Raw genomic sequence first — 25,426 nt, forward strand, 5'->3', positions numbered from 1 at the left:
TATGCATTAATAGTGCACGTACGGTTTGATAAGGGGCTAGCCTAGTGATAGGTTAGCCTACTTTCTTAATATCGCTGAATAAATCAGTTGAATATATGTTGTTGTCAATTAATTCTTTAAATGAAGCTTTTACAACAGGTGCATCTTCTTTATATGTTACACCAAACCATGAATCCTGTACTTCTAATACCTTAACACTTAATTTGTTTTCTCTTAGAAGTTCACCAATATAGATAGGTAATAAATATTCATCCTTTAGTGGATCCTTGATGTTTTTAAAGAATTCTACAAAACCTTCTTTTAAAGTATTTACGAATTCAGGAGTTAATCCCCAGAAGTTCATAGATACATTCACGTTAGGATCAATTTCTCTGTCTCCTACACGTGCACCAGTAGATGTCTTTTCAATATTCTTAGTTTCTTCTACATCTGTTAAGTATCCTTCATCATTGACTGCACAGATACCTCTCGTTACACCACCATTATCACTTAAAGTATTCTTTAAGATAAATCCTGCCATAGCTAGTTTTTCTGGATGTTCAGGTGTGTAGTCTAATAAGAAATCATGAATCTGTACAAATGCTTCTTTACCATAATAATCATCTGCATTAATAACTGCGAATGGTTCATGAATCAAACCATCACAAGCAAGAACTGCCTGACCAGTACCCCAAGGCTTAGTACGTCCTTCAGGGCATTCAATTCCTTCTGGTAATGCCTTTAAATCCTGGAATGCATAAGCAATTTCTACATCATATTTCTTTGCGACTTCTTCAATACGATCACCAATGACTTCTCTGAAGTCTGCTTTAATATCCTTGCGGATAATGAAGATAATTTTGTTGAAACCTGCCGCAATGGCATCATGGATTGAATAATCCATAATAATTTCACCATTAGGTCCAACTGGTTCTAACTGCTTGATTCCTCCACCAAAACGTGAGCCGATACCAGCAGCCATAATAACTAAACTTGTTTTCATTAGATACCTCCACTTTTACCTCTAGTAAAAGTATTCAATCATTTTTACCAACGCCATAATACACTATTTATATTCGAAAATCAAACTATTACAGTTAATCTACTCAATTTTATTAAGAAATTCTTAAGAAAATAGGAAAAAACTAAGCGAAATTAAGAAAAAAAGAAAAGTTTCACGAATGAGGCTTTAGGATACTAGTCTAAATTTTCGCCGTTAGATTTGAATACTTTAGAGATCCAATAGAATGATTTCTTAGGTACTCTTCTTAAGTCTAATAGTTCTTCATCAGTTCTATTAACGTATACGAAACCATATCTCTTGGCAATCTGGCAGCTAGAAGACGGAATATCAATATGACCCCAAGTGATATATCCTAGACAGTCAACACCATCTTCTAGAATCGCATTCTTCATTTCCTGGATATGATTACGATGATATTCAATTCTATAATCATCATCTACAGTATCATTTTCATTTAATGATTCTCTTGCACCCATACCGTTTTCTAATACGAAGCAAGGAAGATCATATCTTTCGCTTAAAGTATTCATGACCCATCTAAATCCAATGGCATCCTTTTCCCAACCCCATTCAGTTGCTTCAAGGTGAGGGTTCTTTACAACATGCTTTTCTACAATATCATTGAAGGGTGTAGTCATATCAAATTCACCTTCAGTGAGTGTATTAGAACGATAGTAAGAGAAGCATAAATAATCACATGTATACTTTAATAACTCTTCATCGCCTTCTTCAAATACAGGGAACCAACCTCTGTTCTTTAAGTATGCTGTATAATATCTAGGATATTTACCATTTGCTTGTACATAGCATACCCAGTCATTGACTAAATCATAAGCCTTCTGACAGAATAAGTTATTCTTTGGTGTATCAGTTGCAGGATAGAAGTTAGTAATAGTTGTCATGCCACCAAACTTAGCATCTGGTACGAGTTCTCTTAAAGCCTTAACAGCTTTACAATGAGCAATCATAACATTATGTGCGACCTGGTATAGATGTTCAGCTTTAGTTTTTCCCTCAGGAATAATTTCCGCATTTGAATAGATTAAGCTACAAGAATGTAGGTTTTGTTCATTAAATGACATCCAATGTTTTACTCTATCACCAAAACGTTCCATACAAACTCTTGCATAACGTTCAAATAAATCAACAACCTTACGTGATGCAAAACCATTGTATTCCTTTACTAGATGATAAGGCATATCAAAATGAACTAATGTAATCATTGGAGTAATACCATTCGCAATTAATTCATCAATTAAATTATTATAGAACTGTACACCTTCTTCATTGACTTCATCATCTCCATTCGGAATAATACGGCTCCAGCAAACAGAGAAACGGTAGAAGTTGAATCCCATTTCTTTCATTAACTGAATATCTTCCTTATAACGATGATATTCATCAATTGCAACTTTCCAGTTTGCATGTCCTTCTGGTGTAGGTCTTACATCATAAATTGATAAACCTTTTCCGCCTTCATCCCAGGCTCCTTCAGTCTGGAATGATGATACTGAGCCACCCCAGAAAAAATCTTTTGGTAATTTCTTTTCCATTTATTCGTCCTCCTTAGTACAAAAATATTTTCATATAACCATTTAGAGAAGTAAATATGTACGGATAGAGTTTTAATTTTGTTTCAAAAATCAGTGTTAAAAATCAAGTTTATTGAAAAAACGTTTCATGATATAATTAAATCAGGTGATAAACAATGAGTATAATGACACAATTAGAGTTTGCATTAGATTTCACACATGCTGAAGTGGAAATCGCCCATTACATATTGAATCATGGAGAAGATGTACTAAATTTATCAAGTAAGGAATTGGCCAAAAGAACGTATACATCTCCTGCCACTATAGTTAGATTATGTCGCAAACTAGGATTAGAAGGATATAATGACTTTAAGATCAAGTATTCAGCAGAACTACAATATACACTTACTAAAACTAAAAGAATCGATGTTAACTTCCCCTTTGGTCCAGAAGACAACTATCCACAAATTGCCTATAAACTCGGTACAATGAGCAGAGAAGTTATTGAAGATACAATTAAATTGATAGATTTTGATGATTTGCGTAAAGCAATAGAACTTATGAATCAATATGAGTCTATAGATATATATGGAAATGGTAACTCCATGTTAGAAGCATTAAGCTTCCAGCATAAGATGACACGTATAGGACGTAACGTAAATATTCGTACATTAGAAGGAGAACAGATCTTTTTAGCTTATAACTCTTCTTCATCACATCTTGCAATGATTCTCTCTTATTCAGGAGAAACAGCTGAAATCATCCGTATTGCCCAGACTTTAAAAGAAAAGGGGACAAAGATGATTGTAATCACTTCTCTAGGAGATAATCAGCTATCACATTATGGTGATGTGATACTAAGAGTTGGCTCAAGAGAGAAAATCTTTACTAAAATAGCTCCTTTTGCCTCAAATCTTTCTATGGACTATATTTTAAATCTTATTTTCTCATGTATATTCCAACGTGATTATAATAGAAACTTAGAGAAAAAAGTCAGTTATGATAAAACAAAGGATGCAAGACATCCGGCTCGTTCTCCAGTTAATGATATATAATATGGGAAAATGTAATGCTTTTCATTTCCGAAAAATGAGTATATAATGGTTTTGCTGTGTAGGATATGCCCTGTGGCTACCTATTTAGGAGCTAACTTAATATTCTGCTGGCAAAATTATATTTACGTCATATTGCGTATGCAAATGACAGTGGAGGAAACAAATGAATAACAAAAAAACAAAGAATCTGACTTTACTTGCATTATTTATTGCGATTGAAGCAGTGATGGTCATGGTACCATTTTTAGGATTTATCCCAATTGGACCTTTAAGAGCAACATTGCTTCATGTTCCAGTTATTATTGCATCAATTGTGTTAGGTACTAAGCAGGGATGCTTGATTGGTCTTGTATTTGGTTTATCTTCATTATTAATGAACACAATGCAGCCAACAGTGACATCTTTCGTCTTCTCACCATTTATTAGTGGATCACTACTCAGTGCAGTTATTGCGATTGTACCAAGAGTTATGATTGGGTTTGTATCAGGTTCTATTTATCAGTTAATTAAGAATAAACAGCAGACTATTGCGATAGCAGTCGCTGCTTTCCTAGGTGCTTTAACAAATACAGTATTAGTATTAGGTGGTATCTGGGCTTTATTTGGTACATCTTATGCTAAGGCTATTGGTCAGGATGCAAGCAAGCTTGGAAGTTATTTCTTAGCAGTATCAAGCACTCAGAGCTTACTTGAAGCTTTTGTGGGTGTTGTTATTGTGGTAATTGTCACAAAACCTCTCTTCGCTTTAATGAAGCGTGGATAATCTATAAATGAAAAGAGGGTATTAATAGATGAAAAAATTGATTATAGGGATTACTGGTTCTATTGCAGCATTTAAGGCTGTACAGTTCATCAGTGATCTAGTGAAAGAAAAATATGAAATTGAAGTCATGCTGACACCAAGTGCAGCTAAATTTGTCACACCAACTTCTATTTCTGCTCTCACAAAGAAGAAAACATATATTGATGTCTTTGATGATGATCCAGGATGTATTACACATGTAGATATCGTCAAGGATGCTGATTTATTTATGATTGTACCAGCAAGTGCAACTACAATTGCGAAATGTGCGAATGGTATTGCAGATAATATGTTGACAGCTGCTTTTCTAGCAGCCACATGTCCTAAACTCATTGCGCCTGCAATGAATGTACATATGTATGAAAATAAAGCAACACAGCGTAATATCCAAACTTTAAAGGATGATGGTGTTTTATTTGTAGAACCTGCTGTAGGTCTTCTTGCATGCGGTGATACAGGTAAAGGAAAACTTGCAGATTATGATCATCTTCATTTAATGATGGAATATGCACTTAGTGACCATCCATTTCAGGGCAAGAAAGTTTTGGTTACTGCAGGACCTACTCAAGAAGCTCTTGATCCTGTTCGTTTCTTGACAAATCATTCATCTGGAAAGATGGGCTATTCCATTGCACGTGCAGCATTTATACTTGGTGCCAAGGTACGATTAATTCATGGCCCTACATCATTAAAGCCAGTGCCTTATATTATCAATCAATCTATTACAAGTGCCCAGGATTTATTTGAATGTGTAAAAAGACATCATACACATTATGACTATATTATTATGTCAGCTGCAGTAGCTGACTATACACCTGTAGAAACATCTACAGATAAGATTAAGAAAAATGACAATGAACTTATTCTTAAACTAAAAAAGAATCCAGATATACTTGATTATATAGGGCATCATCAAGTTGAACATCAAGTGATATGTGGATTTGCGATGGAAACACAAGATTTAATTGAAAATGCATCAAAGAAATTAAATAAAAAACAATGTGATCTGATTATTGCGAACCATCTTAAAACAGAGGGTGCAGGATTCCAGGGTGATACAAATGTTGTTACTATTATTACTCAGGATTCTATGAAGGATATCGATAAGATGTCTAAATCAGATTTAAGCTATATTATCTTGAAAGAATGTATGAAAATAGGAGCTAAGAAATAAGAATGCTATTGGTTATAGATATCGGTAATACAAATATTACTATTGGTGTTTACAAAGAAGATCATTTAGTAGGTCGTTTTCGTATGACAACACGTATGGAACGTACATCAGATGAATATGGCTTAATGCTTCATTCATACCTTCAAGCATCTCACTTGAATGTAGAAGATGTGAAAGATGTTATTATTAGTTCTGTTGTACCAAAGATTAACTATTCTTTCTCAAGTTCCATTATTAAATACTTTCATATTAGACCACTATTTGTTGGCCCAGGTGTGAAAACAGGCATCAATATTCAAATTGATCATACATCTACTCTTGGTTCAGACCGTTTAGTAGATGCAGCAGGGGCATATTATACTTATGGTGGTCCATGCTTAGTTATTGATTTTGGTACAGCGACTACTTATGATGTTATTACAGAGAAAGGTGTTTTTATTGGCGGTGTAATTGCACCAGGCATCGGCATAGAAGCTGGTGTTCTTTCTTCTATGGCTGCTCAGCTTCCTGAAATTGAATTAGTCAAACCACAGCATATTATTGCGAAAAACACAGTCACTGCAATGCAGGCAGGGGTAGTCTATGGCTATATTGGGAAGACTGAATATATTATCAAGAAGATTAAAGAAGAGTATGGTCAGAATCTAAAAGTAGTTTCTACGGGAGGCTTAGGTAAGCTTATTGCGAAAGAAACTGACTTAATTGATATTTATGATCAGGAACTTACATTTAAAGGTTTAAAAATCATATATGATAAGAACAAGAAGGATCGTCACTGATCCTTCATTTTTTCCCTTCATTTTTTACAAATCTTATTGACACATATATTATTATTTGGTATTCTAAATAAGAACTCCTCGAGTGTTAGTGAGGCCGCATTCGTATAATGGCTATTATATCTGCTTGCCATGCAGAGGACGCCGGTTCGACTCCGGCATGTGGCTCCAATTTTAAAACTTCATATGCCGCATTCGTATAATGGCTATTATATCTGCTTGCCATGCAGAGGACGCCGGTTCGACTCCGGCATGTGGCTCCATTGAAATCAACTAGGCTAAGGCCTAGTTTTTTTTGCATCTTATACAATCATTTCTACAACTTAATAGGATAAGATGTCCAAATATAATCTATTATGTTATCATTTTTTTGACGGAGGAAGACTATGAAAACAAGAATTGAATTGATATCTGAAGATCAAAATGAAGAAGTCGTCATTAAATGCTATCAGATAACAGATGAAATACAAAGTGTGATCTCTTTCATAGAAAATGAAAAAAGAATAATTGGATACAAAAGGGGAACTGCCTATCTATTGAATATCAATGATATATATTATTTTGAAATAGTTGATCAAAAAGCATTTCTCTATTGTAAAAAAGAAATATATGAATCAAAGATGAAACTTTATGAATTTGAACAAGAAACAGAAGGTACATCATTCTTTCGTGCTTCTAAGTCACTTGTTATTAATGCAGATAAGATTGATTCTATCAAACCTTCCTTATCAGGAAGATTTGAAGTTGTACTAAAAAACAATGAGAAACTCATAGTATCTAGACAATATGTACGTGTACTTAAACACATGATTGGATTATAAGGAGAAGAAAAATGGATAAAAATGAAATGATACATACAATAACTATTCAATATTTTGTGATTTATACATTATCAATGTTTGCGACAATCTTGTTTTGTCATATAGATCAGCCTCAAATAAAAATGCTTCCTGTATCTTATTTAGGAGAGGTGGCAGTCTTTTCTTTTCTTGCCTGCCTTCCTACGACTATCTATTATTCTAAGTCTCAAAATGTATTAGTGAAGACTATTCTTCATACAACACTCTTAGAAATCATTCTTTTAATTGCTGGATATCAAATTGGTATGTATGAGGATGTCTTAGGAGGATTACTTTTCTTTTTCATAATACTTGTAGTAGATATTTTAGTCAGACTATTTAATTATTTAAATGATTGGCACCTTGCAAATGAAATGAATAAAGCTCTTAAGAGTAGAAAAGGGTGAACGTATGAACAGTATTGAAATTAAACATCTTACTAAAAGCTTTGGTGATATTAAAGCGGTAGATGACTTAAGCTTTAGTGTAGAAAAGGGGACTTTCTTCTCTTTTTTAGGTACCAATGGTGCTGGCAAAAGTACGACTATTTCTATGATATGTGGTGAACTTACAAGTGATACAGGAGAAATATACATTGAAGGCAAAGATACTAAAACACATATGAATGAAGTCAGAACTACTATAGGTGTTGTTTATCAAACTTCTGCATTAGATGATGTGCTCACAGTTTATGATAATCTAAAGTATCGTGCTGCTTTGTATGGTATTACAGGGAATTCTTTTAAGAAGAAACTAGAAGAACTCTCTATATTATTAGATTTCAAAGACTTTTTAAAGAAACCTTTAAATAAGCTATCAGGAGGACAAAGAAGACGTATAGATATAGCTCGTGCTCTTATTCATGAACCAGAACTTCTTATCTTAGATGAACCAACAACTGGTTTAGATCCTCAAACAAGAAAAACATTATGGAAAGTTATTGATAATTTAAGAAAAGAAAAACATATGACTGTATTTCTTACGACTCATTATATGGAAGAAGCAGCTGAAGCAGATCAAGTTGTTATTATTGATCATGGCCGTCAAATAGCTTCTGGAACACCACATGAATTAAAACAGAAATATGCTTATGATTATTTAAATATCTATCATGTAAAAGAAGAGGACATCAAGTCTTTAGGACATCCATATAGATATAATAAGGATCATTACACAATCCGTATTAATCATCCGGGTGTTGTGAAAGAAATGATTCTTCAAAAACCAGAAATGTTTAATGACTTTGAGCTAGTAAAAGGAAGAATGGATGATGTCTTCTTAAATGTAACAGGAAATAAACTCCCAGGAGGTGAACAATCATGAAACAACTTTATCATCTCACATTAAGACATACAGTATTATTCTTTAAGGATAAAGGACGTTTCTTAACAGCTTTAATTACACCTATTGTACTCATTGTTCTCTATATGACATTTTTAGGTACTATCTATCATGATTCACTAGATAGTATAGTGAAATACTTTAATGTATCTCAAAATACTATTGATGCTTTTGTGAATGGTTATCTCTTTTCTTCATTACTTGCGGTGAGTTGTGTCACAGTATCATTCTGTTCAAATATGATTATGGTACAAGATAAAGCATATCATAAAATAAAGGACTTACTCATAGCACCTGTCAGTAAAACAACATTAGCTCTTAGTTATTTTATTTCTACTTTACTTATCACTATGATTATTAATATAACTGCTTTACTTGCATGTTTTATTGTATTAGGTACAAGTTACTTTGTCTTACCAGTAAAGGATATATTATATTGTTTGCTAGATATCTTTTTACTTACTTTGTTTGGTGCATCTTTATCATCTATTATTAATTATTTCCTAACAACACAAGGCCAGATTTCAGCTGTTAGTAGTGTAGTGAGTGCAGGATATGGTTTCTTATGTGGTGCTTATATGCCTATTTCTCAATTTACACCTGCAGTACGTACATTTATTAAGTTCTTACCAGGAACATATGGCACATCGCTTATTCGTAATCATTTATTAAAAAGTTTATTTCTAAAACTAGGTACAAAAGTTCCTGTCAATGTAATGAATGAAATCCATCAAAATTTTGATATATCATTCAAGCTTATGGGACATACTGTAACACAAAGTATGATGTATCTGATTATGATTGGCACATGCTTTCTGCTTAGCTTAATTTACATATTCTTAAATCAATCAAAAATAAATATGTAAATTCTATGTATTTTTAATCCAAGGATTGAAAAATATGAGAAATAGTTTAAGATGTTTTTGTGGAGGGTTTTTAGTAGTGCCATGAAAATCTTAAAGAAATTGATTATTATTGTTGCATTGATGATTTGTTACGTATTTTCCAATGCAGTCAGTATTTATATATATAGTTTTAAAGATGATGCAAGAAATGCTGATGTTGCGATTGTATTAGGTGCATCTACATATAATGGGCATCCATCACCTGTTTATCAGGAAAGAATTAATCATGCTGTTGATTTATATAATAAGCATCTTGTAAAGAAAATCATTATGACAGGAGGATATGGAAAAGGAAATCCTGTGAGTGATGCTTATAATGCTAAGCTTTATGCAGTCGGTCAAGGTGTACCAGAAGATGATGTTCTTACAGAAGATCAATCTACAGTCACATTAGAGAATCTGATTAATGCGAAAAAGATTATGGATGTATATAATTATCAGACGGCATTAATTGTAAGTGATCCGTTACATATGAAAAGAGCTATGCTTCAAGCAAAAGATGCTGGGATTAAAGCATATACCTCTCCTACACATTCTTCTCGTTTTCGTACAAGAGATACGAAGTTTAAATTTCTTAAACGTGAAGTAATCAATTATATTGGTTATAAATGGTATCGTCTCTTTAAATCCTTTATCAAGTTGTGATAGAATAGAAATAGAAGGGTGAAGGGAGTTGTTAGTATGTTTATGATTAATACAGGATGTATATGCTGTGCAATTCTTGCATTGACATTTTTGTTTTATTATATAGTTTGTTCATGTCTTAAGGGATTAGGGGTTTATTGTATTAGTGCATTTAAGGATGTACCTCGTGAAGAAAGCCGTTATTATGATAAGAGAAGAATAAGCCGTGCTCAAAGAAGAGCATTTAAGAAATGGTTCATTATATTAAGCGTAGGTGCCATACTTTCTTATTTTATTAGTCAGTATTTTGCCTATATTGCGATTGGACTATGGGCACTTATATTCTTTAAAGATATCTTTGTAAAAAAAGAGAACTTATTCAGAAATTATCGTATCTAATGGCCTATCAGGCCATTATTTTTTTTAGAGGTTATTATGGAAAAAATATTACTTGTACTTATATGCATCCTAGGTATTGTAATGATGGTTAAAGGGCTGATTGCTCGTTTTAAATATCGTCTAAAGGCGACACGCTGTTCCTTGCAGGCTCCAGGAAAAATCATAGATATCAAACAGGATGAACTTTATCTCTATATCATGACAATTCAATATTATGCAGAAGGTAAGTTTATAGAAAGAAAACCTTGTATCACTTATTTTCAGATGAAATATTTTAAAAATAATAAACGTGTTACAGTGGACTATGATCCTAACTCTCCTGATACGTTTATCATTGAAGAAGAACTATTTCCTATACGATTCACTAATTTTCTTATATTTAGTGGTTTTGTATTGGTGTGTTGTGCTGCATTGTTTATCATTTGAGGTCAATTATGAAGAAAATAATAATACTTCTTGGTGTACTTTTAACAGCTTGTACACGATCTTCAATAACTAAAAATAAAAAATATATTAACTCAGAAGGAACGACATTAGAAACACGTATTCTTGTACCAAAAGGATATCAAAGAGAACAAAGTGATTTTGCTCATTTCTTACAGACATATCCGTTAAAGGAAAATGGTAGTCCTGTTCATTTATATAATGGAAAGAAGAAATTTAATCAAAATTCACAGATTGCTGTCTTTAAGCTTCCACTAGAAAATGAAAACCTCCAGCAATGTGCAGACTCAGTTATGAGAGTCTATGCAGAATATTACTGGAACACCAAACAATACGATAAGATTCAGTTTCATTTAAGCGATGGATTTTTATTGTCTTATAATAAATGGAGAGAAGGCAATCGCGTTGTTATTAAGAATGATCATGCCAGTTATGTAAAAAGTGCTTCCTATGATGATTCTTATGAATGCTTTAAAAAATACTTGCGTATTGTATTTGCCTATTCAGGAAGTGCGAGCATGATGAGTGAATCAACACCAATCAAATTAAATGAAATAAGAGCAGGAGATGTATTTTTGAAAGGTGGTTCACCAGGACATGTTGTTATGATTGTAGATGTTTGTACAAATAAAGAAGGTAAGAAGGCTTTATTACTTGCACAAGGCTATATGCCTGCTCAGGAATTTCATTTATTAAAGAATCCATCACATGATGATCCTTGGTATTATGAAGATGAAGTCAAATACCCATTTGAAACACCTGATTATACATTTGAGGAAGGTAGTTTAAGAAGATTATGTTATTGATGAATTTGTTTAGTGGTCACAGAATAGATCCATTACATATCAAGGAAGATGATATTTATCTAGAGGATATCGCTCATGCATTAAGTCTTATATGTCGAGGGAATGGTCATATTAAATATTTCTACTCTGTGGCTCAGCATTCTCTCAACTGCGCGAAAGAAGCACAAAGCAGAGGCTATAGTAAACATGTTGTTTTATCATGTTTATTTCATGATGCAAGTGAAGCTTATATGAGTGATCTCATCACTCCTATAAAAAAACAGATGAAAGAATACCAGATAATAGAAGACCAGCTACTGGAAACAATATTTCAAGCTTTTCATATTAAATTGAAGAATGATGAAAAAACAATCTGGAAAGAAATGGATCATCTATTACTTGAAGCAGAATTAAAAGAGATGATGCCTCTAGAAGAAAATAGAGCTTCTGTTACATTGATGAGTACACCTGATTTAAAGGAATATTATTATCGTGATATAGAAGAAGATTTCAAGGTTTATGCACTACAATTATTGGAGGATTTATAATGAAGATATTTGTTACCTATACATTTAGAAATAAAGAAGAGAGAGATGCCTTTTATCAAACTATTAGAGACAATCATATTCAGGAATTATCATTATTGGATGAAGGATGTCTCAAATATTCTTATACACCTATAGATGATACTGTTCTTTATTTACAAGAAGACTGGGTATCTGAAGAATTACAATTAAAACATTTGAAGCAGCCTCATATGGATATCTTGAAACAATTAAAGAAGCAATATTCGTGTCAAACAACAGTACGTCATGGAACTGCTTATTTAGAAACTGAACGTTTAATATTAAGAGAATTTAAAATAGAAGATGCAGCTGATATGTACCATCATTGGGCCAATGATGAAAAGGTCACTCGTTATTTGACTTGGCTACCTCATCAAAGTATAGAAGATACAAAGCAGTTACTTGCTTTCTGGATTAAGTTATATGAAAAGGGTGACTCATATAACTGGGGAATTGTAGTAAAGGAAAAGAGTATACTCATTGGAAATATTTCTGTCACAAAGATTGATCAAAAAACAAACACAGTAGAAATCGGCTATTGTATTGGGCAGGCTTATTGGGGTCAGGGATATGTTGCAGAAGCGCTTAAAGAAGTTATTTCTTACTTATTTAAGGAAGGCTATGATCTTGTACGTGCAAGACATGATAAAAATAATCCTCATTCAGGTAGAGTGATGCAAAAAGCAGGTATGAAATATGAGGGAACCTTTAGAAAATATGGAAAAAATAATCAGGGAGTGGTAGATGATGTTGTATATTCTATTCTTCCCGAAGAATTATAATAGGAGATCTTATGGAAGTTAGAGAAATATGCTTGGCACATGTCAAAGAGATATCACAATTGTTTAATGAAATATTCTCCAGGGAACCATGGAATGATGAATGGAATGAAGAGGACCTATCTATTTATATGCATGATCTAGTAGGTAATCGCTTATCTCTTTCTATTGGTTTATATGATGGAGATAGACTAATTGGAATTGCGTTAGGTCGTATCAAACATTGGTATAATGGAAGAGAATTCTGGATTGATGAATTTGGAATTATGACGGATGAGCAATCTAAAGGATTCGGCTCACAGTTTATGGATTTAGTTGTTGATTATACGAAAAAAAGAGGAATAGACCGTATTATGTTGATTACGGAAAGAGAATTTCCTGCTTATTACTTTTATCAGAAAAATGGCTTCAAAGAACAATCATCACAGGTCGTATTCATGAAAGAATATTAAAGAAATAGGTGTGTACTTTTGTGTACGCACTTTTTTGTCTTAAAAAATGTATAGTTTAATATTTTGATGACAAAATACACCCTATAAATTCCATATAATTACTATCATTTGCAAAATGAAAGCGCTATAATAGGAATGGTTAAAATGTATTGTAAGGAGATTGATAATATGAAACTATTAGAACCAATTAAAGTAGGTCCAATCACATTGAAAAACCGTATCATGTTCCCACCAATGACAACTGGCTATGAAGAACGTGATGGTTCAATTTCTAAACAGAGCTTCAACTTCTATAAACGTATTGCAGAAGGTGGCGTATCTTATATCGTACTTGGAGACGTCGCACCAGTAAATACTGTTTCTCCAACACCAAAATTATTTAAGGATGAACAGATTCCGGCTTATAAAGAATTAGCGGATGCATTACATGAATTTGATTGTAAATTAGGTATTCAGATTTTCCATCCGGAATATGATGTTCAGGCTCTAGCTGAAATGTTTAAGAAAGGTGATATGCAGGCTGCTCGTGCTAAATTACATCATGATATGCTTCATTTCACTGATGAAGTGACACCAGAAGCATTAAATACAATTCTTAAACAGATGGGTGAATGCGTAAGACGTGCTTATGAAGCAGGTGTAGATGTAGTAGAAGTTCATGGAGACCGTTTAGTAGGTGCTTTATGTTCTACAGTATTAAATCATCGTACAGATGAATACGGAGGAAGCTTCGAAAATAGAACACGTTTTGCATTACAGGTTGTTGAAAGCATTAAAGAACATGCCCCTCATATCTGTATTGATTATAAACTTCCAATCATTACTGATAACCCATTAAGAGGTAAAGGTGGATTAAAGATTGATGAAGCTGTTGAACTTGCTAAAAAACTTGAAGAAGCAGGCGTTAATATGATCCATGTTGGACAGGCTAACCATACAGGTAACTTGAATGATACTATTCCAGCAATGGGGACTCAGCCATATTGCTTCATGCAGTCATATACTAAGAGAGTTAAAGATGCTGTAAGTATTCCAGTATCTGCGGTAGGACGTATTGTTACTCCACAGAATGGTGAAGCCTTAATCAAAAATGGTATATGTGATATCGTAGGTTATGGACGTTCATTATTAGCTGATCCTGATTATGTTAAAAAGATTGAAGATGGACAGCCATGCAGAATTCGTTTATGTATGATGTGCAATAAGGGATGTACAGACTCTATCCAGAACAGAAAGTTCTTAAGCTGTGTCCTTAACGCAGAAAATGGTTATGAATATGAAAGAACAATTACACCTGCTGATACTAAGAAGAAGGTTGTTATTGTGGGTGCAGGACCTGCAGGTTTAGAAGCTGCTAGAGTTGCTGCAGTGAAGGGTCATGACGTTATTGTTTATGACAAGGATACTAAAGTAGGCGGACAGTTAAACATTGCTTCTGTACCACCTAGAAAAGAAGAAATGAATCGTGCTATTCATTATCTCGCAAATGAAGTAAAAGTATTAGGCGTTGATTTACGTTTAGGTAAAGCTGTTACTTGCGAAGATATCTTAGCTGATCAGCCTGATGAAGTTATTGTTGCAACAGGTGCTTCTAATTTCATCTTAAATATCCCAGGCAAGGATATGCCTCATGTACAGGATGCTTGGAAGGTACTTTCTAATGAACAGTTCCCAGCAGGAAGAATCGTTGTAATCGGTGGTGGACTTGTAGGTGCTGAAACAGCTGAATACCTTGCACTTAGAGGTAATGATGTCAGTATCGTTGAAATGATGGATATTATCGCAAAAGAAGAATCAACTACAATTCGTCCAGAAATGATGGCTGATTTTGAAAAGCATGGTGTTAAACAGTTCACTAATACTAAGGTAACAGAAATCACTGCAACTACAGTAGAAGCAGAAACTGCAGAAGGTAAAGTTTCTCTTCCATGCGATTATGTAGTATTTGCAGTAGGTGCTCGATCTAATGCATTTGACACAGCTGCATTAGAAGAAAAGAACATCCATGTGCAAACAATTGGTGATGCAAATAAGGTTGCAGACATCAATTCAGCTATTGAATCTGGTTATCTTGCAGCAAACGCATTATAAGAAGCTTAAGACAGGCTGTGCCTGTCTTTTTTGTGTTATAATAGGTTTCTCAAGGAGGTGAGACTATGGCATATGTTCCAACATATCTAGCGATAGATATTAAATCATTTTATGCATCTGTAGAATGTCTTGAAAGAGGACTCGATCCACTAGATACTAATCTTGTTGTTGCAGATGCTTCACGTACAGAAAAAACAATATGCCTTGCCGTCTCTCCAAGTTTAAAAGCCTATGGTCTTCCTGGACGTGCAAGATTATTTGAAGTGATTTCTAAACTAAAAGAACTCAATCATCAAAGAGAACCACTTGATGGAAGTTCTTTTCTTGCATCAAATCTTAATAAGAATAAACATAAAGCCATAGATTATATTATTGCGAAACCTCGTATGTCTCTCTATCTAGAATATTCAACACGCATTTATTCTATATATTTAAAGTATTTCTCTCCTGATGATATTCATGTCTATTCTATTGATGAAGTCTTTATTGATGCAACACATTATCTTGATACATATGAGTTAGATGCCTTTCATCTTGTTCAAAATATTATTCATGATATATACAAAGAGGTAGGTATTACTGTGACTGCAGGCATAGGAACGAATCTCTATCTTGCAAAGGTGGCTATGGATATTGTCGCTAAACATAAAGAACCAGATGAAAAAGGAGCACGTATTGCGTACTTAAACACATATGCCTATAGAAAACTATTATGGTCTCATACACCTTTGACTGATTTCTGGAGAGTAGGTAAAGGTGTCTCTAAGAAACTCAATAATATCGGGTTATATACAATGGGAGATATCGCAAGATGCTCATTAGAAGATGAAGAAAAACTATACAATCTATTTGGAGTCAATGCAGAACTGCTTATTGATCATGCCTGGGGCTGGGAACCTTGTACCATGTCTGCCATTAAAGCCTATAAAGCAATTTCTAAAAGTATAGGAACAGGGCAGGTATTATCATGTGCTTATGATTATAAGCAAACTGAAATCATTTTAAAGGAAATGATTGAATCCTTGAGTTTAGATTTATTTGAAAAGCATCTAGTGACTAATAAACTTGTTCTTACAATTGGCTATGATATTGAGAATATGAAGGATTATCGTGGAGAAATCATGGAAGATCGTTATGGAAGGAAACTTCCAAAGCATCTTCATGGAACAATTAATCTAGATAGATACACATCTTCTTATAAGCTCATGTGCGATGCCTTATTACGTTTCTATCACTTACATATAAATCATACACTTACAATAAGAAGAATTCAGCTCAATGCAACGCAGGTAAGAAGTGATGACGATATTCCTATGACCTATAAACAGCTTTCTTTGTTTGATGAAGAAAAGATAGAAGTGGATTTATCTAAAGAAAAGAAACTGCAGGGTGTAACACTTGATATTAAGAAGAAGTATGGCAAGAACGCCTTACTTAAAGGGGCCGACCTTCAGGAAGGTGCCACAACTAGAGAAAGAAATAAGATGATAGGAGGACATAAAGCATGAATTATGACGATATAATTAATATGAAACATCCTACTTCAACAAATCATCCAAGAATGTCCATGAATAATAGAGCGGCTCAGTTTGCACCTTTTGCGGCTTTTAAAACACATGTAGATAAAATAAGTGAAGCAGGAAGACTTACTACTCAAAAACGTGTATTAGATGAAGATCAAAGACAAGTATTAAATAGAATACTTAACAATCTACTTATTAATAAAAAAGAACATCCTTCTATCACGATAGATTATTTTCTAGAAGATGAGCATAAAGAGGGCGGATCTTATGTAACGGTAAGAGGGCAGTTTAAAGATATTGATGAAATCAATAAAAGAGTGCTACTACTAGATAAAACAACCATTCTCATCGAAGATATTTATCATATAAGTATACTAAAGGATTAAGACTGATTCATTTCAGTCTTTTTAAATGTTTAGCACTCAAATATTGACAATGCTAATAAAGGTGTGTATACTGTCTTTAGCATTTAAAATACTAGAGTGCTAAAGGAGGAGAATATAAGTAACTAAATATATTGACCGTTGTGATTGAATGCATTCAAAACCCCCTCAAAGGAGAATGTAAAAATGAACACAACAAATATCACAAATTATGAACTAAAGGATTTTGTTGAATTTTTAGGCGTAATTGTCAAGATATTATAATGTTGAGATAGAGAAGGAACTTTAAAGGCAAACCGAACCCAAACTAAGAGGCATTATTATACTTATAATCAGTATTTACTAAATCAAGTTGCATTTTTAAAATGCTTTTGTAATGTAAAAGAAATATTTGAATACCCACAAACCACAGGCTAGTGAAAAAAATATTTTATTAACGCCGATTAATAGGCGCTCATGAAGCTGAACTTGATGCATGGATTTTTCATTTGTACTATAATTAGGTTAGAAATCAGATGAAGAACTTATGCAGGATATTGTTTCAATACTTCATGTGTTCTCCTGCAGATTGCATTGGGTTTTGTAAGTATAAAAAAACTGATAGAAAGGGATGAGGAAATTGCTGAAGAGCTTCAAGACGGAAATAAATCCAACAGAGGGGCAGAAAGTCAGGATTCGTAAAACAATAGGTACTTGCAGATTTATCTATAACTTCTATCTTGCTCATAATAAGGAACTTCATGAAAGTGGCAAAAAGTTTATGAGCAGCAGCCAGTTTAGAGTATGGCTCAACAATGAGTTTCTTCCGAGCCATCCAGAATATTCCTGGATCAAGGAAGCTTATTCAAAATCAGTAACACAGGCAGTAAATAACGGACAGACCGCATTTAAAAGATTCTTTAATCACAAGAGCGCCTTTCCAAAGTTTAAAAAGAAAGGCAGATCTGATGTGAAAATGTATTTTGTAAGGAATAATTCAAAAGATTGTCTCTGTGAAAGACACCGAATCAAGATTCCGTCACTTGGGTGGGTCCGCATCAAAGAGAAAGGGTATATTCCCACAACAAAAGATGGATACGTAATTAAGAGCGGTCATGTCTCAACAAAAGCTGACAGATACTATGTTTCAGTTCTTATAGAAATCCCAGATAGAAGGACAGCTAATAATTCCAGTAAAGGAATTGGCATTGACCTTGGATTAAAGGACTTTGCGGTTGTTTCTAATAGAAAGACTTATAAGAACATCAATAAATCTGCAAAATTAAAGAAGCTTGAAAAGAAGCTTATTCGAGAACAGAGAAGTCTTTCTCGAAAGTATGAAAATATAAAGAAAGGAGAGCCCACTCAAAAGAAAAATATACAGAAACAAAGGCTCAAGATACAGAAGCTTCATCATAGAATTGATAATATTCGTACTGATTACATCAATAAGATAATCGCAGAGATAGTGAAAACCAAGCCATCTCATATAACGATTGAAGATCTAAACGTATCAGGAATGATGAAGAACAGACATCTTTCAAAGGCAGTTGCTTCGCAGAAGTTTTATGAATTTAAAACAAAGCTTCTAGCTAAATGCAGGGAGACTGGAATTGAACTTCGAATTGTAGATAGATGGTTCCCATCATCTAAGACATGTCATTGTTGCAAGCATATCAAGAAAGATTTAAAGCTTTCAGATAGAATTTTCAGATGTGACTGTGGCTATATCGAAGACAGAGATTTCAATGCTGCACTTAATCTGAGAGATGCTACAACTTACGAAGTTGCATAAATAAACGCAAACGTAAGTATGTACCGAAGGCTATTTCGGGAATTTAAGACTATGGAGTGCACTAGAACTTGTGAGTAGATATGATTTTGGTCAATCCAAAGCATGCACGATGACATAGTAAGTAATGTTTGTGAGAACTTACATTATCTCGATGTGAGTATGTTTAATCACATTTTGAGTGGCAGCGTATAAAAATGTCAGATAAGAAAGAATTTAAAGCAGAGTCTAAAAGACTCCTCGATTTAATGATTAATTCTATTTATACTCATAAGGAAATCTTCTTGAGAGAATTGATTTCAAATGCAAGTGATGCAAGTGATAAACTTTACTATAAAGCATTACAAGAAAATATTACAAGTTTCTCAAGAGAAGATATGGCTATCAACCTCATTGTTGATAAAGAAAATAGAACCCTTACAATTGCTGATGAAGGTATCGGTATGACTAAGGAAGAACTAGAAGAACATTTAGGTACTATCGCAAATTCTGGTTCTTATGAGTTCAAGAATGCCTTAGAAAAAGGTGTAAGCGACGTTGATATCATTGGTCAGTTTGGTGTAGGTTTCTATAGTGCCTTCATGGTGGCTGATGAAGTAGAAGTTTATTCTAAGAAATATGGTGAAGATAAAGCTTATTTATGGAAGAGTGATACAAGTGATGGCTATACTGTTGAAGAAGTAGAAAAGGCAGAACATGGTACTACAATCATTCTCCACTTAAAGAAGGATACAGAGGAAGAAGATTATAGTAAGTATCTCGATCAGTATGAAATTGAAAGACTTGTTAAGAAATATTCAGACTACGTTCATTACCCAATCAAGATGGATGTAACTACTTCTAGAAAGAAGGAAGACAGTGATGAATATGAAGATGTTGTAGAAAACAAGACTTTAAACTCACAGGTTCCTTTATGGAAACGTCAGAAGAAAGATATCACAAAAGAAGAATATGATGAATTCTATAAGGCTAAATTCAATGATTTTGAAGCTCCTCAGAGAGTCATGCATAATGTTGTAGAAGGTGCTGTTTCTTATACATCATTACTATTTATCCCATCTAAAACACCTATGAATTACTATTCACAGGATTATAAGAAAGGCTTACAGCTTTATTCTCGTGGTGTCTTCATCATGGATCATGCAGAAGACCTAGTCCCTGAACATTTCAGATTTGTAAAGGGTCTTGTTGATTCACAGGATTTAAACTTAAATATCTCTCGTGAAATGTTACAGCACGATAGAAAGATGAAGGTTATTGCAAATAAGATTGAAAAACGTATCCAGACTGAACTTGAAAAGATGCTTAAGAATGACCGTGATGAATATATAACATTCTTTAAAAACTTCGGTATGCAGTTGAAGTTTGGTATTTATAACAGTTATGGCATGTTGAAAGATAAACTTCAGGATTTATTGATGTTCTATTCTTCTGATAAGAAAGAACTTATTACATTAAAGGAATATGTAGAAGCTATGCCTGAAGATCAGAAGGAAATCTATTATGCTTCTGGTGAAACAGTAGAAAAATGTGATTTATTACCACAAGTAGAAGCAGTTAAGTCTAAAGGCTATGATGTTCTTTATATGACTGATAATGTGGATGAGTTCTGCTTACAGATGATGAGAGACTATGATTCTAAGACATTCAAGAATGTCACTCAAGGTGATTTAGACTTAGAAACAGAAGATGAAAAGAAAGAACTTGAACAGAAGACTGAAGATAACAAGCCGTTACTAGAAATCGTTAAGAAGGCTTTAGGTGATAAGGTACAAGATGTTAAATTATCTCATCGTTTAAAATCTCATCCAGTATGTCTAGCAAGTGGTGATGGCGTTTCATTTGAAATGGAAAAGGTATTAAACCAGATGCCAGATGCACAGGGTATCAAAGCAGGAAGAATTCTTGAAATTAACCCGGATCACGATTTATTTAAATCATTGCAGTCTGTTTATGAAAAAGAACCTGTAAAGATTGATGAATATGCATCTATCCTATTTGATCAGGCTTTACTTATTGCTGGATTCTCTATTGATGATCCTGTAGATTTCTCTAATAAGATCACAAAGCTTATGATTGAGGCTTCTAAATAACAATTTGATTTGATATAATGAGAGCAGAAAAGAGGGATTTTTATGAAATTATTCTTATCTGCTCTTTGTTTATGTGCGAGCGGGTTATTAATATTTGTTTCTTTTAAATTGATTTATGCTTATACAATGATTGACCAGTTTCATGATGCATCATTAAAATGGATTGAAGCACTAAAAGGGAAGGATGAAGATTTAGAAAACATCCAGATGATCTTGTCTCAATATGAAAAACCAATTGATTTTACTTATAAAGTTTTTCATAAAATACACTCTTTTATGAAATAAATCATCTAAAGTTTACGAATAACATAAATATATATAGAAAATATAGATTTTACATAAAAATATGAAAAATATCATTTTTCTTGTTGACAATTAAAATCGTCTGGTTATAATAAGACACATACAAAGAAAACTCAATGACAAAGAGAGTAGTTTAACTGGAAATTGCAGCGAGCTGGCGTAGGTGAGAGGTCAGCATGGAAAGTTGAATGAACCGCACTTTTGAGAGGATGGTCTGAATACATAGGGTCATCGGTGTTCCGCCTTAAGGATAAGAGAGGATTTAGGAATAAATCAAGAAGAGTGGTACCGCGTTAATTGACGTCTCTTGCGAAAGCAAGAGGCGTTTTTGTTTTCTTAATATTAAAAAAGGAAGGGCATATTTATGAAAAAATTATTAAGCGTAGTATTAGTTATGTTACTTGCTGTTGGAATGACTGGTTGTGGATCATCATCTAATGGTAAAACTGAATTATTAATTGGAGTATCTCCAGACTATCCACCATATGAATCTTATAACAATAAGAAAGAAGTAGTTGGATTTGACGTTGATATGACTAAAGAATTAGTTAAGATCATGAATAAGAATGGTGGAAACTATTCTTACAAATTTAAACCTTTAAGTTTTGATGCTATTTCATCTTCAATCACTTCTGATCAGGTTGATTTAGGTATTTCTGGTTTCACTTATCATAAAGAATGGAAAAACATTCTTTGGTCTCATGCATATAACACTTCTGAACAGATTGCTTTAGTAAAGGGTGATTCTCCTTTCTCAAAAGTATCTGATCTTGAAGGTAAGAAGGTTGGTGCTCAGTTAGGTGCTACTGGTGTAGATGCTGCTAAGAGCATTAAAGGTGCTACTGTTACAACTGTTAAAGATGCTAAGATCTTAGTTGAAACTTTAAAATCTGGTGGATTAGATGCTGTTGTTCTTGATGGTGCTGTTGCTGAAAACTATGCTAAGAATGCTGGTTTAAAGATGATTGATGAACCATTAATCAAAGAAGAAAACATGATCATCACTAAAAAGGGTAACGACAAGTTAATGAAAGACGTAAACAAAGCTGTTGATGAATTTGTTAAGTCTGACAAATACAATGAATTAAAAACTAAATGGGGTTGCTAATTTATTAAATATATAAGTGCAGACATGTTCTGTCTGCACTTAATTTTTTATTATTAAGGAGTTAATGCGAATGAAAACAATTATGGATATTCTTACGCTCTCTAATATTCAATTCATGATTTTCACTGGCGCAAAGTATTCTCTATTGCTTGCAATGGGGGCTTTGTTCTTTGGTGTTATTCTTGGAATTATTGGAGCGGCTTTAAAACTTTCTAAACATTTTGTATTAAGAGCAATCGGTAATGTTTATGTAGAAATCTTCCGTGGTACGCCGATGTTATTACAGATCATGTTCTTATATCTTGCAGTACCTACTGTTGTTCAGTCTATTACAGGACAAAGATTCCAGGCTGATCCATATGTATGTGGTTTAATTGCTATGAGCTTAAACAGTGGTGCTTATCAGGTAGAATTAATTAGATCTGGTATTTTAGGTGTTGATAAAGGTCAGTGGGAAGCATGTGAAACAATTGGGTTAAACTATGTTCAGACCATGCGTTATGTTATCTTACCACAGGCATTTAAACGTATTATTCCACCTCTAATTAGTGAATTTATTACATTAATTAAGGATTCATCACTTATTTTCACAATTGGTGCAGTAGAATTACTTGCCACTGCAAGTGTTATTGGTGCCAATACATTTAACTATCTTGTACCTTTAACTGCAACAGGTGCTATTTATTTAGTAATGACACTTTGTATTTCAGCTATTGCAAGATATGTAGAAGGGAGATTAGCTGTCAGTGACTAACGATATTATGATCCAGGTGGATCACATTACAAAAACATTTGGTAAATTAAAAGCTGTAGATGATGTTTCTCTTACATTAAAGAAGGGGGAAATTGTCTGCCTTATTGGACCTTCAGGTAGTGGTAAGAGTACAGTATTAAGATGTATTGACCATTTAGAAAAGCCTGAGGCAGGTTCTATCTATATCGATGGTGAACTTTTAAAAGAAGGAACACCTCAATATACTAAACTTAGAGGAAAGATGGGATTTGTATTCCAGCATTTCAACTTATTCCCTAATATGACTGTATTAGAAAATCTTACTTTAGCACCATTAAAGGTTATGGGTATGACTGAAGAAGAAGCTAATGCTGTAGCTATAAAGTACTTGCAGAAAGTAGGTCTTGAAGATAAGAAGGATACTTATCCTAATAAATTGTCTGGTGGTCAGAAACAGAGAGTGGCTATTGCAAGATCTCTTTGTCTAAATCCAGAAGTGATGTTATTTGATGAACCTACAAGTGCATTAGACCCAGAAATGGTTATTGAAGTCTTAGAAGTTATGCAGGATCTTGCTAAACAGGGTATGACTATGATGGTCGTTACTCATGAAATGGGATTTGCTAGAACTGTTGCAGATCGTGTTATATTCTTAGAAAACGGAAAAATCGTAGAAGAAAATGATTCAGAAACTTTCTTCTCTCATCCAGAAAGTGAAAGAGCGAAAGATTTCTTATCTAAGGTTATGCATTAATAAATAAAGGAGAAAGAAGACGTGTATTTAAAGGAATTTGATGTAGAAACATGGATGACGAACCATGAACAAAATTGTCAATACAATTTAGCCGATACATGTGTATCAGACATGTCCATTCATGAATTAGAATCTCTGATTCAAAAAGATCTTATGGGAGATCTTATGCATATGCGTATGGATTATGGACCTATTACAGGCTCTGATTCTTTAAAGGATGCGATTCTTTCTTTATATAAGACAGGAACAAGAGATAATATTGCAGTCGCTCATGGGGCGATTAATGCTAATGAACATGTAATGGATACTTTACTCAATAAAGGAGACCATGTCATTGCATTAACACCTTCCTATGAGCAGTTCTATTCTTATCCAGCATCTTTAGGGTGTGATTATGACTTAATAGAACTTGACGAAGACAATAACTGGGAACCTGTCATAGAAGATTTTAAGAAACTTATTAAGCCTGAAACAAAAATGTTTATATTAAATAGTCCAAATAATCCTACGGGTACTGTAATTAGACAATCTTTGATGGAAGAGTTAATTGAGCTTGCAGGAAGTCATTCTATCTATATTCTTGTGGATGAAATCTACCGTGGTATGAATAATACTCTATGTGATAGTATTTCTGATATGTATGAATTAGGTATTGCGACAGCCTCTTTATCTAAAGTATACTCTTTTGCAGGTCTTAGATTAGGATGGATCAAGGGACCTAAAGAACTCATTGATGAAATCAATTTTAGAAGAGATTATACAATAATCTCTACGGGTCCATGGAATGATTATTTGGCTACTGTCGTATTAGAAAATAAGGATTTAATACTTGATAGAAGCAGACATATCATTGCTGAAAACAAGAGAATATTAAAAGAATGGCTTGAAAAAGAAGACCTTGTTGAATGTGTCATACCAGAAGATGGTACTGTATGTTTCTTACATTATTTATTTGATATGCCCTCAAAAGAAGTATGTGAGAAATTACAGAATGACACAGGTGTATTCTTTGTGCCAGGTATGGCATTTAATAAGGAGTATCATTTACGTTTTGGTTTTACTTCAGATTCAAAAATAATCAAGGAAGGATTAGAAACATTTTCTTCCTGGATTCATTCGCATATTAAAGAAGCAGATTAATTGCTTCTTTTTTATTATATGCAAATGATTTGCATATTCATTGACATAGAT

27 protein-coding genes, 2 tRNA genes and 1 other annotated feature are annotated in these 25,426 nt (G+C 33.5%); of the genes, 27 read left to right on the forward strand and 2 right to left on the reverse strand.

All coding sequences use genetic code 11. The features are described from left to right. Nucleotides 1-52: 52 nt before the first annotated feature. Entirely contained in the window at nt 53-982 is a 930-nt protein-coding gene (locus ACFOZZ_RS00005) for a nucleotidyltransferase family protein (RefSeq protein WP_376814464.1), read from the reverse strand. Nucleotides 983-1,176: 194 nt separating this feature from the next. Beyond that, complete coding sequence (locus tag ACFOZZ_RS00010) at nt 1,177-2,556, reverse strand: glycoside hydrolase family 1 protein (protein ID WP_376814465.1); 1,380 nt, start codon at nt 2,554-2,556, stop codon at nt 1,177-1,179. Nucleotides 2,557-2,711: 155 nt separating this feature from the next. Between ACFOZZ_RS00010 and ACFOZZ_RS00015 the strand changes: the two genes are divergently transcribed. From ACFOZZ_RS00015 to ACFOZZ_RS00145, 27 genes are all read left to right on the forward strand, one after another. Next, nucleotides 2,712-3,590 carry a MurR/RpiR family transcriptional regulator gene (locus ACFOZZ_RS00015; RefSeq protein ID WP_278778969.1) on the forward strand — a complete coding sequence of 293 codons (879 nt, stop codon included), beginning with the start codon at nt 2,712-2,714 and terminating at the stop codon, nt 3,588-3,590. A 163-nt stretch (nt 3,591-3,753) separates the two neighbouring features. Next, on the forward strand, nt 3,754-4,353 hold the full coding sequence (locus ACFOZZ_RS00020; RefSeq protein ID WP_376814466.1) for an ECF transporter S component: 600 nt from the start codon (nt 3,754-3,756) through the stop codon (nt 4,351-4,353). 28 nt (nt 4,354-4,381) lie between these two features. Beyond that, complete coding sequence (coaBC, locus tag ACFOZZ_RS00025; protein WP_376814467.1) at nt 4,382-5,566, forward strand: bifunctional phosphopantothenoylcysteine decarboxylase/phosphopantothenate--cysteine ligase CoaBC; 1,185 nt, start codon at nt 4,382-4,384, stop codon at nt 5,564-5,566. Nucleotides 5,567-5,568: 2 nt separating this feature from the next. Further along, nucleotides 5,569-6,345, forward strand: a complete 777-nt coding sequence (locus ACFOZZ_RS00030; protein WP_006505182.1) for a type III pantothenate kinase — start codon at nt 5,569-5,571, stop codon at nt 6,343-6,345. 93 nt (nt 6,346-6,438) lie between these two features. Next, a tRNA-Gly gene (locus tag ACFOZZ_RS00035) sits at nt 6,439-6,513 on the forward strand. A gap of 17 nt (nt 6,514-6,530) precedes the next feature. Next, nucleotides 6,531-6,605 (forward strand) — tRNA-Gly (locus ACFOZZ_RS00040). 123 nt (nt 6,606-6,728) lie between these two features. Beyond that, nucleotides 6,729-7,163 carry a LytTR family DNA-binding domain-containing protein gene (locus tag ACFOZZ_RS00045; protein WP_376814468.1) on the forward strand — a complete coding sequence of 145 codons (435 nt, stop codon included), beginning with the start codon at nt 6,729-6,731 and terminating at the stop codon, nt 7,161-7,163. Nucleotides 7,164-7,174: 11 nt separating this feature from the next. Beyond that, nucleotides 7,175-7,588 carry a DUF3021 family protein gene (locus tag ACFOZZ_RS00050; RefSeq protein ID WP_055289977.1) on the forward strand — a complete coding sequence of 138 codons (414 nt, stop codon included), beginning with the start codon at nt 7,175-7,177 and terminating at the stop codon, nt 7,586-7,588. 4 nt (nt 7,589-7,592) lie between these two features. Continuing rightward, a complete protein-coding gene (locus ACFOZZ_RS00055; RefSeq protein ID WP_286696465.1) occupies nt 7,593-8,504 on the forward strand; it encodes an ABC transporter ATP-binding protein in 912 nt (303 codons plus the stop codon). Next, nucleotides 8,501-9,388, forward strand: a complete 888-nt coding sequence (locus ACFOZZ_RS00060) for an ABC transporter permease (protein WP_376814469.1) — start codon at nt 8,501-8,503, stop codon at nt 9,386-9,388. The genes ACFOZZ_RS00055 and ACFOZZ_RS00060 overlap by 4 nt, the downstream gene beginning before the upstream one ends. A gap of 81 nt (nt 9,389-9,469) precedes the next feature. Further along, nucleotides 9,470-10,072, forward strand: a complete 603-nt coding sequence (locus tag ACFOZZ_RS00065) for a YdcF family protein (protein WP_376814470.1) — start codon at nt 9,470-9,472, stop codon at nt 10,070-10,072. A gap of 36 nt (nt 10,073-10,108) precedes the next feature. Beyond that, a complete protein-coding gene (locus ACFOZZ_RS00070; RefSeq protein WP_050772171.1) occupies nt 10,109-10,450 on the forward strand; it encodes a DUF3784 domain-containing protein in 342 nt (113 codons plus the stop codon). A 36-nt stretch (nt 10,451-10,486) separates the two neighbouring features. Further along, nucleotides 10,487-10,876 (forward strand): DUF3592 domain-containing protein, encoded by a 390-nt coding sequence (locus tag ACFOZZ_RS00075; RefSeq protein WP_055233786.1) that lies wholly within the window; start codon nt 10,487-10,489, stop codon nt 10,874-10,876. Between the two features lie 8 nt (nt 10,877-10,884). Continuing rightward, the gene (locus ACFOZZ_RS00080; protein WP_278778983.1) at nt 10,885-11,700 is read left to right on the forward strand and encodes a DUF4846 domain-containing protein; all 816 of its coding nucleotides are present in this window, start codon (nt 10,885-10,887) and stop codon (nt 11,698-11,700) included. Continuing rightward, a complete protein-coding gene (locus ACFOZZ_RS00085) occupies nt 11,700-12,227 on the forward strand; it encodes an HD domain-containing protein (RefSeq protein WP_376814503.1) in 528 nt (175 codons plus the stop codon). The genes ACFOZZ_RS00080 and ACFOZZ_RS00085 overlap by 1 nt, the downstream gene beginning before the upstream one ends. Continuing rightward, a complete protein-coding gene (locus ACFOZZ_RS00090) occupies nt 12,227-13,027 on the forward strand; it encodes a GNAT family N-acetyltransferase (RefSeq protein WP_279147631.1) in 801 nt (266 codons plus the stop codon). The genes ACFOZZ_RS00085 and ACFOZZ_RS00090 overlap by 1 nt, the downstream gene beginning before the upstream one ends. Nucleotides 13,028-13,038: 11 nt before the next feature. Next, the gene (locus ACFOZZ_RS00095; protein ID WP_055233788.1) at nt 13,039-13,476 is read left to right on the forward strand and encodes a GNAT family N-acetyltransferase; all 438 of its coding nucleotides are present in this window, start codon (nt 13,039-13,041) and stop codon (nt 13,474-13,476) included. Between the two features lie 168 nt (nt 13,477-13,644). Next, nucleotides 13,645-15,567: a bilirubin reductase, long form gene (gene bilR / locus ACFOZZ_RS00100; protein ID WP_376814471.1), complete on the forward strand. Its 1,923-nt coding sequence runs from the start codon at nt 13,645-13,647 to the stop codon at nt 15,565-15,567. A 65-nt stretch (nt 15,568-15,632) separates the two neighbouring features. Continuing rightward, nucleotides 15,633-17,075 (forward strand): DNA methylase, encoded by a 1,443-nt coding sequence (locus tag ACFOZZ_RS00105; RefSeq protein ID WP_376814472.1) that lies wholly within the window; start codon nt 15,633-15,635, stop codon nt 17,073-17,075. Further along, nucleotides 17,072-17,476: a hypothetical protein gene (locus ACFOZZ_RS00110; protein ID WP_286696462.1), complete on the forward strand. Its 405-nt coding sequence runs from the start codon at nt 17,072-17,074 to the stop codon at nt 17,474-17,476. Before ACFOZZ_RS00105 ends, ACFOZZ_RS00110 begins: the two co-directional genes overlap by 4 nt. Before the next feature lie 607 nt (nt 17,477-18,083). Continuing rightward, nucleotides 18,084-19,247, forward strand: a complete 1,164-nt coding sequence (locus ACFOZZ_RS00115) for an RNA-guided endonuclease InsQ/TnpB family protein (RefSeq protein ID WP_376814473.1) — start codon at nt 18,084-18,086, stop codon at nt 19,245-19,247. A gap of 194 nt (nt 19,248-19,441) precedes the next feature. Then, complete coding sequence (gene htpG, locus ACFOZZ_RS00120; protein ID WP_055288706.1) at nt 19,442-21,337, forward strand: molecular chaperone HtpG; 1,896 nt, start codon at nt 19,442-19,444, stop codon at nt 21,335-21,337. A 42-nt stretch (nt 21,338-21,379) separates the two neighbouring features. Continuing rightward, nucleotides 21,380-21,622, forward strand: a complete 243-nt coding sequence (locus ACFOZZ_RS00125) for a hypothetical protein (protein WP_279067326.1) — start codon at nt 21,380-21,382, stop codon at nt 21,620-21,622. Between the two features lie 125 nt (nt 21,623-21,747). Then, nucleotides 21,748-21,951, forward strand: a binding site (T-box leader). A gap of 53 nt (nt 21,952-22,004) precedes the next feature. Then, nucleotides 22,005-22,748 (forward strand): transporter substrate-binding domain-containing protein, encoded by a 744-nt coding sequence (locus ACFOZZ_RS00130; RefSeq protein WP_055233791.1) that lies wholly within the window; start codon nt 22,005-22,007, stop codon nt 22,746-22,748. A gap of 70 nt (nt 22,749-22,818) precedes the next feature. Then, nucleotides 22,819-23,502 carry an amino acid ABC transporter permease gene (locus ACFOZZ_RS00135; protein WP_055233792.1) on the forward strand — a complete coding sequence of 228 codons (684 nt, stop codon included), beginning with the start codon at nt 22,819-22,821 and terminating at the stop codon, nt 23,500-23,502. A 7-nt stretch (nt 23,503-23,509) separates the two neighbouring features. Next, on the forward strand, nt 23,510-24,235 hold the full coding sequence (locus ACFOZZ_RS00140) for an amino acid ABC transporter ATP-binding protein (protein ID WP_055233796.1): 726 nt from the start codon (nt 23,510-23,512) through the stop codon (nt 24,233-24,235). Nucleotides 24,236-24,256: 21 nt separating this feature from the next. Continuing rightward, nucleotides 24,257-25,375, forward strand: a complete 1,119-nt coding sequence (locus ACFOZZ_RS00145; protein ID WP_055233793.1) for an aminotransferase class I/II-fold pyridoxal phosphate-dependent enzyme — start codon at nt 24,257-24,259, stop codon at nt 25,373-25,375. Nucleotides 25,376-25,426: the final 51 nt, after the last annotated feature.

This window comes from Catenibacterium sp. GCM10023432 (assembly GCF_042651925.1).
Lineage (GTDB): Bacteria > Bacillota_I > Bacilli_A > Erysipelotrichales > Coprobacillaceae > Catenibacterium > Catenibacterium mitsuoka.

Coding starts and splice junctions, on each gene's coding strand:
- ACFOZZ_RS00005 (WP_376814464.1), bottom strand. CDS start 982: ATGAAAACAAGTTTAGTTATTATGGCTGCTGGTATCGGCTCACGTTTT.
- ACFOZZ_RS00010 (WP_376814465.1), bottom strand. CDS start 2,556: ATGGAAAAGAAATTACCAAAAGATTTTTTCTGGGGTGGCTCAGTATCA.
- ACFOZZ_RS00015 (WP_278778969.1), top strand. CDS start 2,712: ATGAGTATAATGACACAATTAGAGTTTGCATTAGATTTCACACATGCT.
- ACFOZZ_RS00020 (WP_376814466.1), top strand. CDS start 3,754: ATGAATAACAAAAAAACAAAGAATCTGACTTTACTTGCATTATTTATT.
- coaBC (WP_376814467.1), top strand. CDS start 4,382: ATGAAAAAATTGATTATAGGGATTACTGGTTCTATTGCAGCATTTAAG.
- ACFOZZ_RS00030 (WP_006505182.1), top strand. CDS start 5,569: ATGCTATTGGTTATAGATATCGGTAATACAAATATTACTATTGGTGTT.
- ACFOZZ_RS00045 (WP_376814468.1), top strand. CDS start 6,729: ATGAAAACAAGAATTGAATTGATATCTGAAGATCAAAATGAAGAAGTC.
- ACFOZZ_RS00050 (WP_055289977.1), top strand. CDS start 7,175: ATGGATAAAAATGAAATGATACATACAATAACTATTCAATATTTTGTG.
- ACFOZZ_RS00055 (WP_286696465.1), top strand. CDS start 7,593: ATGAACAGTATTGAAATTAAACATCTTACTAAAAGCTTTGGTGATATT.
- ACFOZZ_RS00060 (WP_376814469.1), top strand. CDS start 8,501: ATGAAACAACTTTATCATCTCACATTAAGACATACAGTATTATTCTTT.
- ACFOZZ_RS00065 (WP_376814470.1), top strand. CDS start 9,470: ATGAAAATCTTAAAGAAATTGATTATTATTGTTGCATTGATGATTTGT.
- ACFOZZ_RS00070 (WP_050772171.1), top strand. CDS start 10,109: ATGTTTATGATTAATACAGGATGTATATGCTGTGCAATTCTTGCATTG.
- ACFOZZ_RS00075 (WP_055233786.1), top strand. CDS start 10,487: ATGGAAAAAATATTACTTGTACTTATATGCATCCTAGGTATTGTAATG.
- ACFOZZ_RS00080 (WP_278778983.1), top strand. CDS start 10,885: ATGAAGAAAATAATAATACTTCTTGGTGTACTTTTAACAGCTTGTACA.
- ACFOZZ_RS00085 (WP_376814503.1), top strand. CDS start 11,700: ATGAATTTGTTTAGTGGTCACAGAATAGATCCATTACATATCAAGGAA.
- ACFOZZ_RS00090 (WP_279147631.1), top strand. CDS start 12,227: ATGAAGATATTTGTTACCTATACATTTAGAAATAAAGAAGAGAGAGAT.
- ACFOZZ_RS00095 (WP_055233788.1), top strand. CDS start 13,039: ATGGAAGTTAGAGAAATATGCTTGGCACATGTCAAAGAGATATCACAA.
- bilR (WP_376814471.1), top strand. CDS start 13,645: ATGAAACTATTAGAACCAATTAAAGTAGGTCCAATCACATTGAAAAAC.
- ACFOZZ_RS00105 (WP_376814472.1), top strand. CDS start 15,633: ATGGCATATGTTCCAACATATCTAGCGATAGATATTAAATCATTTTAT.
- ACFOZZ_RS00110 (WP_286696462.1), top strand. CDS start 17,072: ATGAATTATGACGATATAATTAATATGAAACATCCTACTTCAACAAAT.
- ACFOZZ_RS00115 (WP_376814473.1), top strand. CDS start 18,084: ATGAGGAAATTGCTGAAGAGCTTCAAGACGGAAATAAATCCAACAGAG.
- htpG (WP_055288706.1), top strand. CDS start 19,442: ATGTCAGATAAGAAAGAATTTAAAGCAGAGTCTAAAAGACTCCTCGAT.
- ACFOZZ_RS00125 (WP_279067326.1), top strand. CDS start 21,380: ATGAAATTATTCTTATCTGCTCTTTGTTTATGTGCGAGCGGGTTATTA.
- ACFOZZ_RS00130 (WP_055233791.1), top strand. CDS start 22,005: ATGAAAAAATTATTAAGCGTAGTATTAGTTATGTTACTTGCTGTTGGA.
- ACFOZZ_RS00135 (WP_055233792.1), top strand. CDS start 22,819: ATGAAAACAATTATGGATATTCTTACGCTCTCTAATATTCAATTCATG.
- ACFOZZ_RS00140 (WP_055233796.1), top strand. CDS start 23,510: ATGATCCAGGTGGATCACATTACAAAAACATTTGGTAAATTAAAAGCT.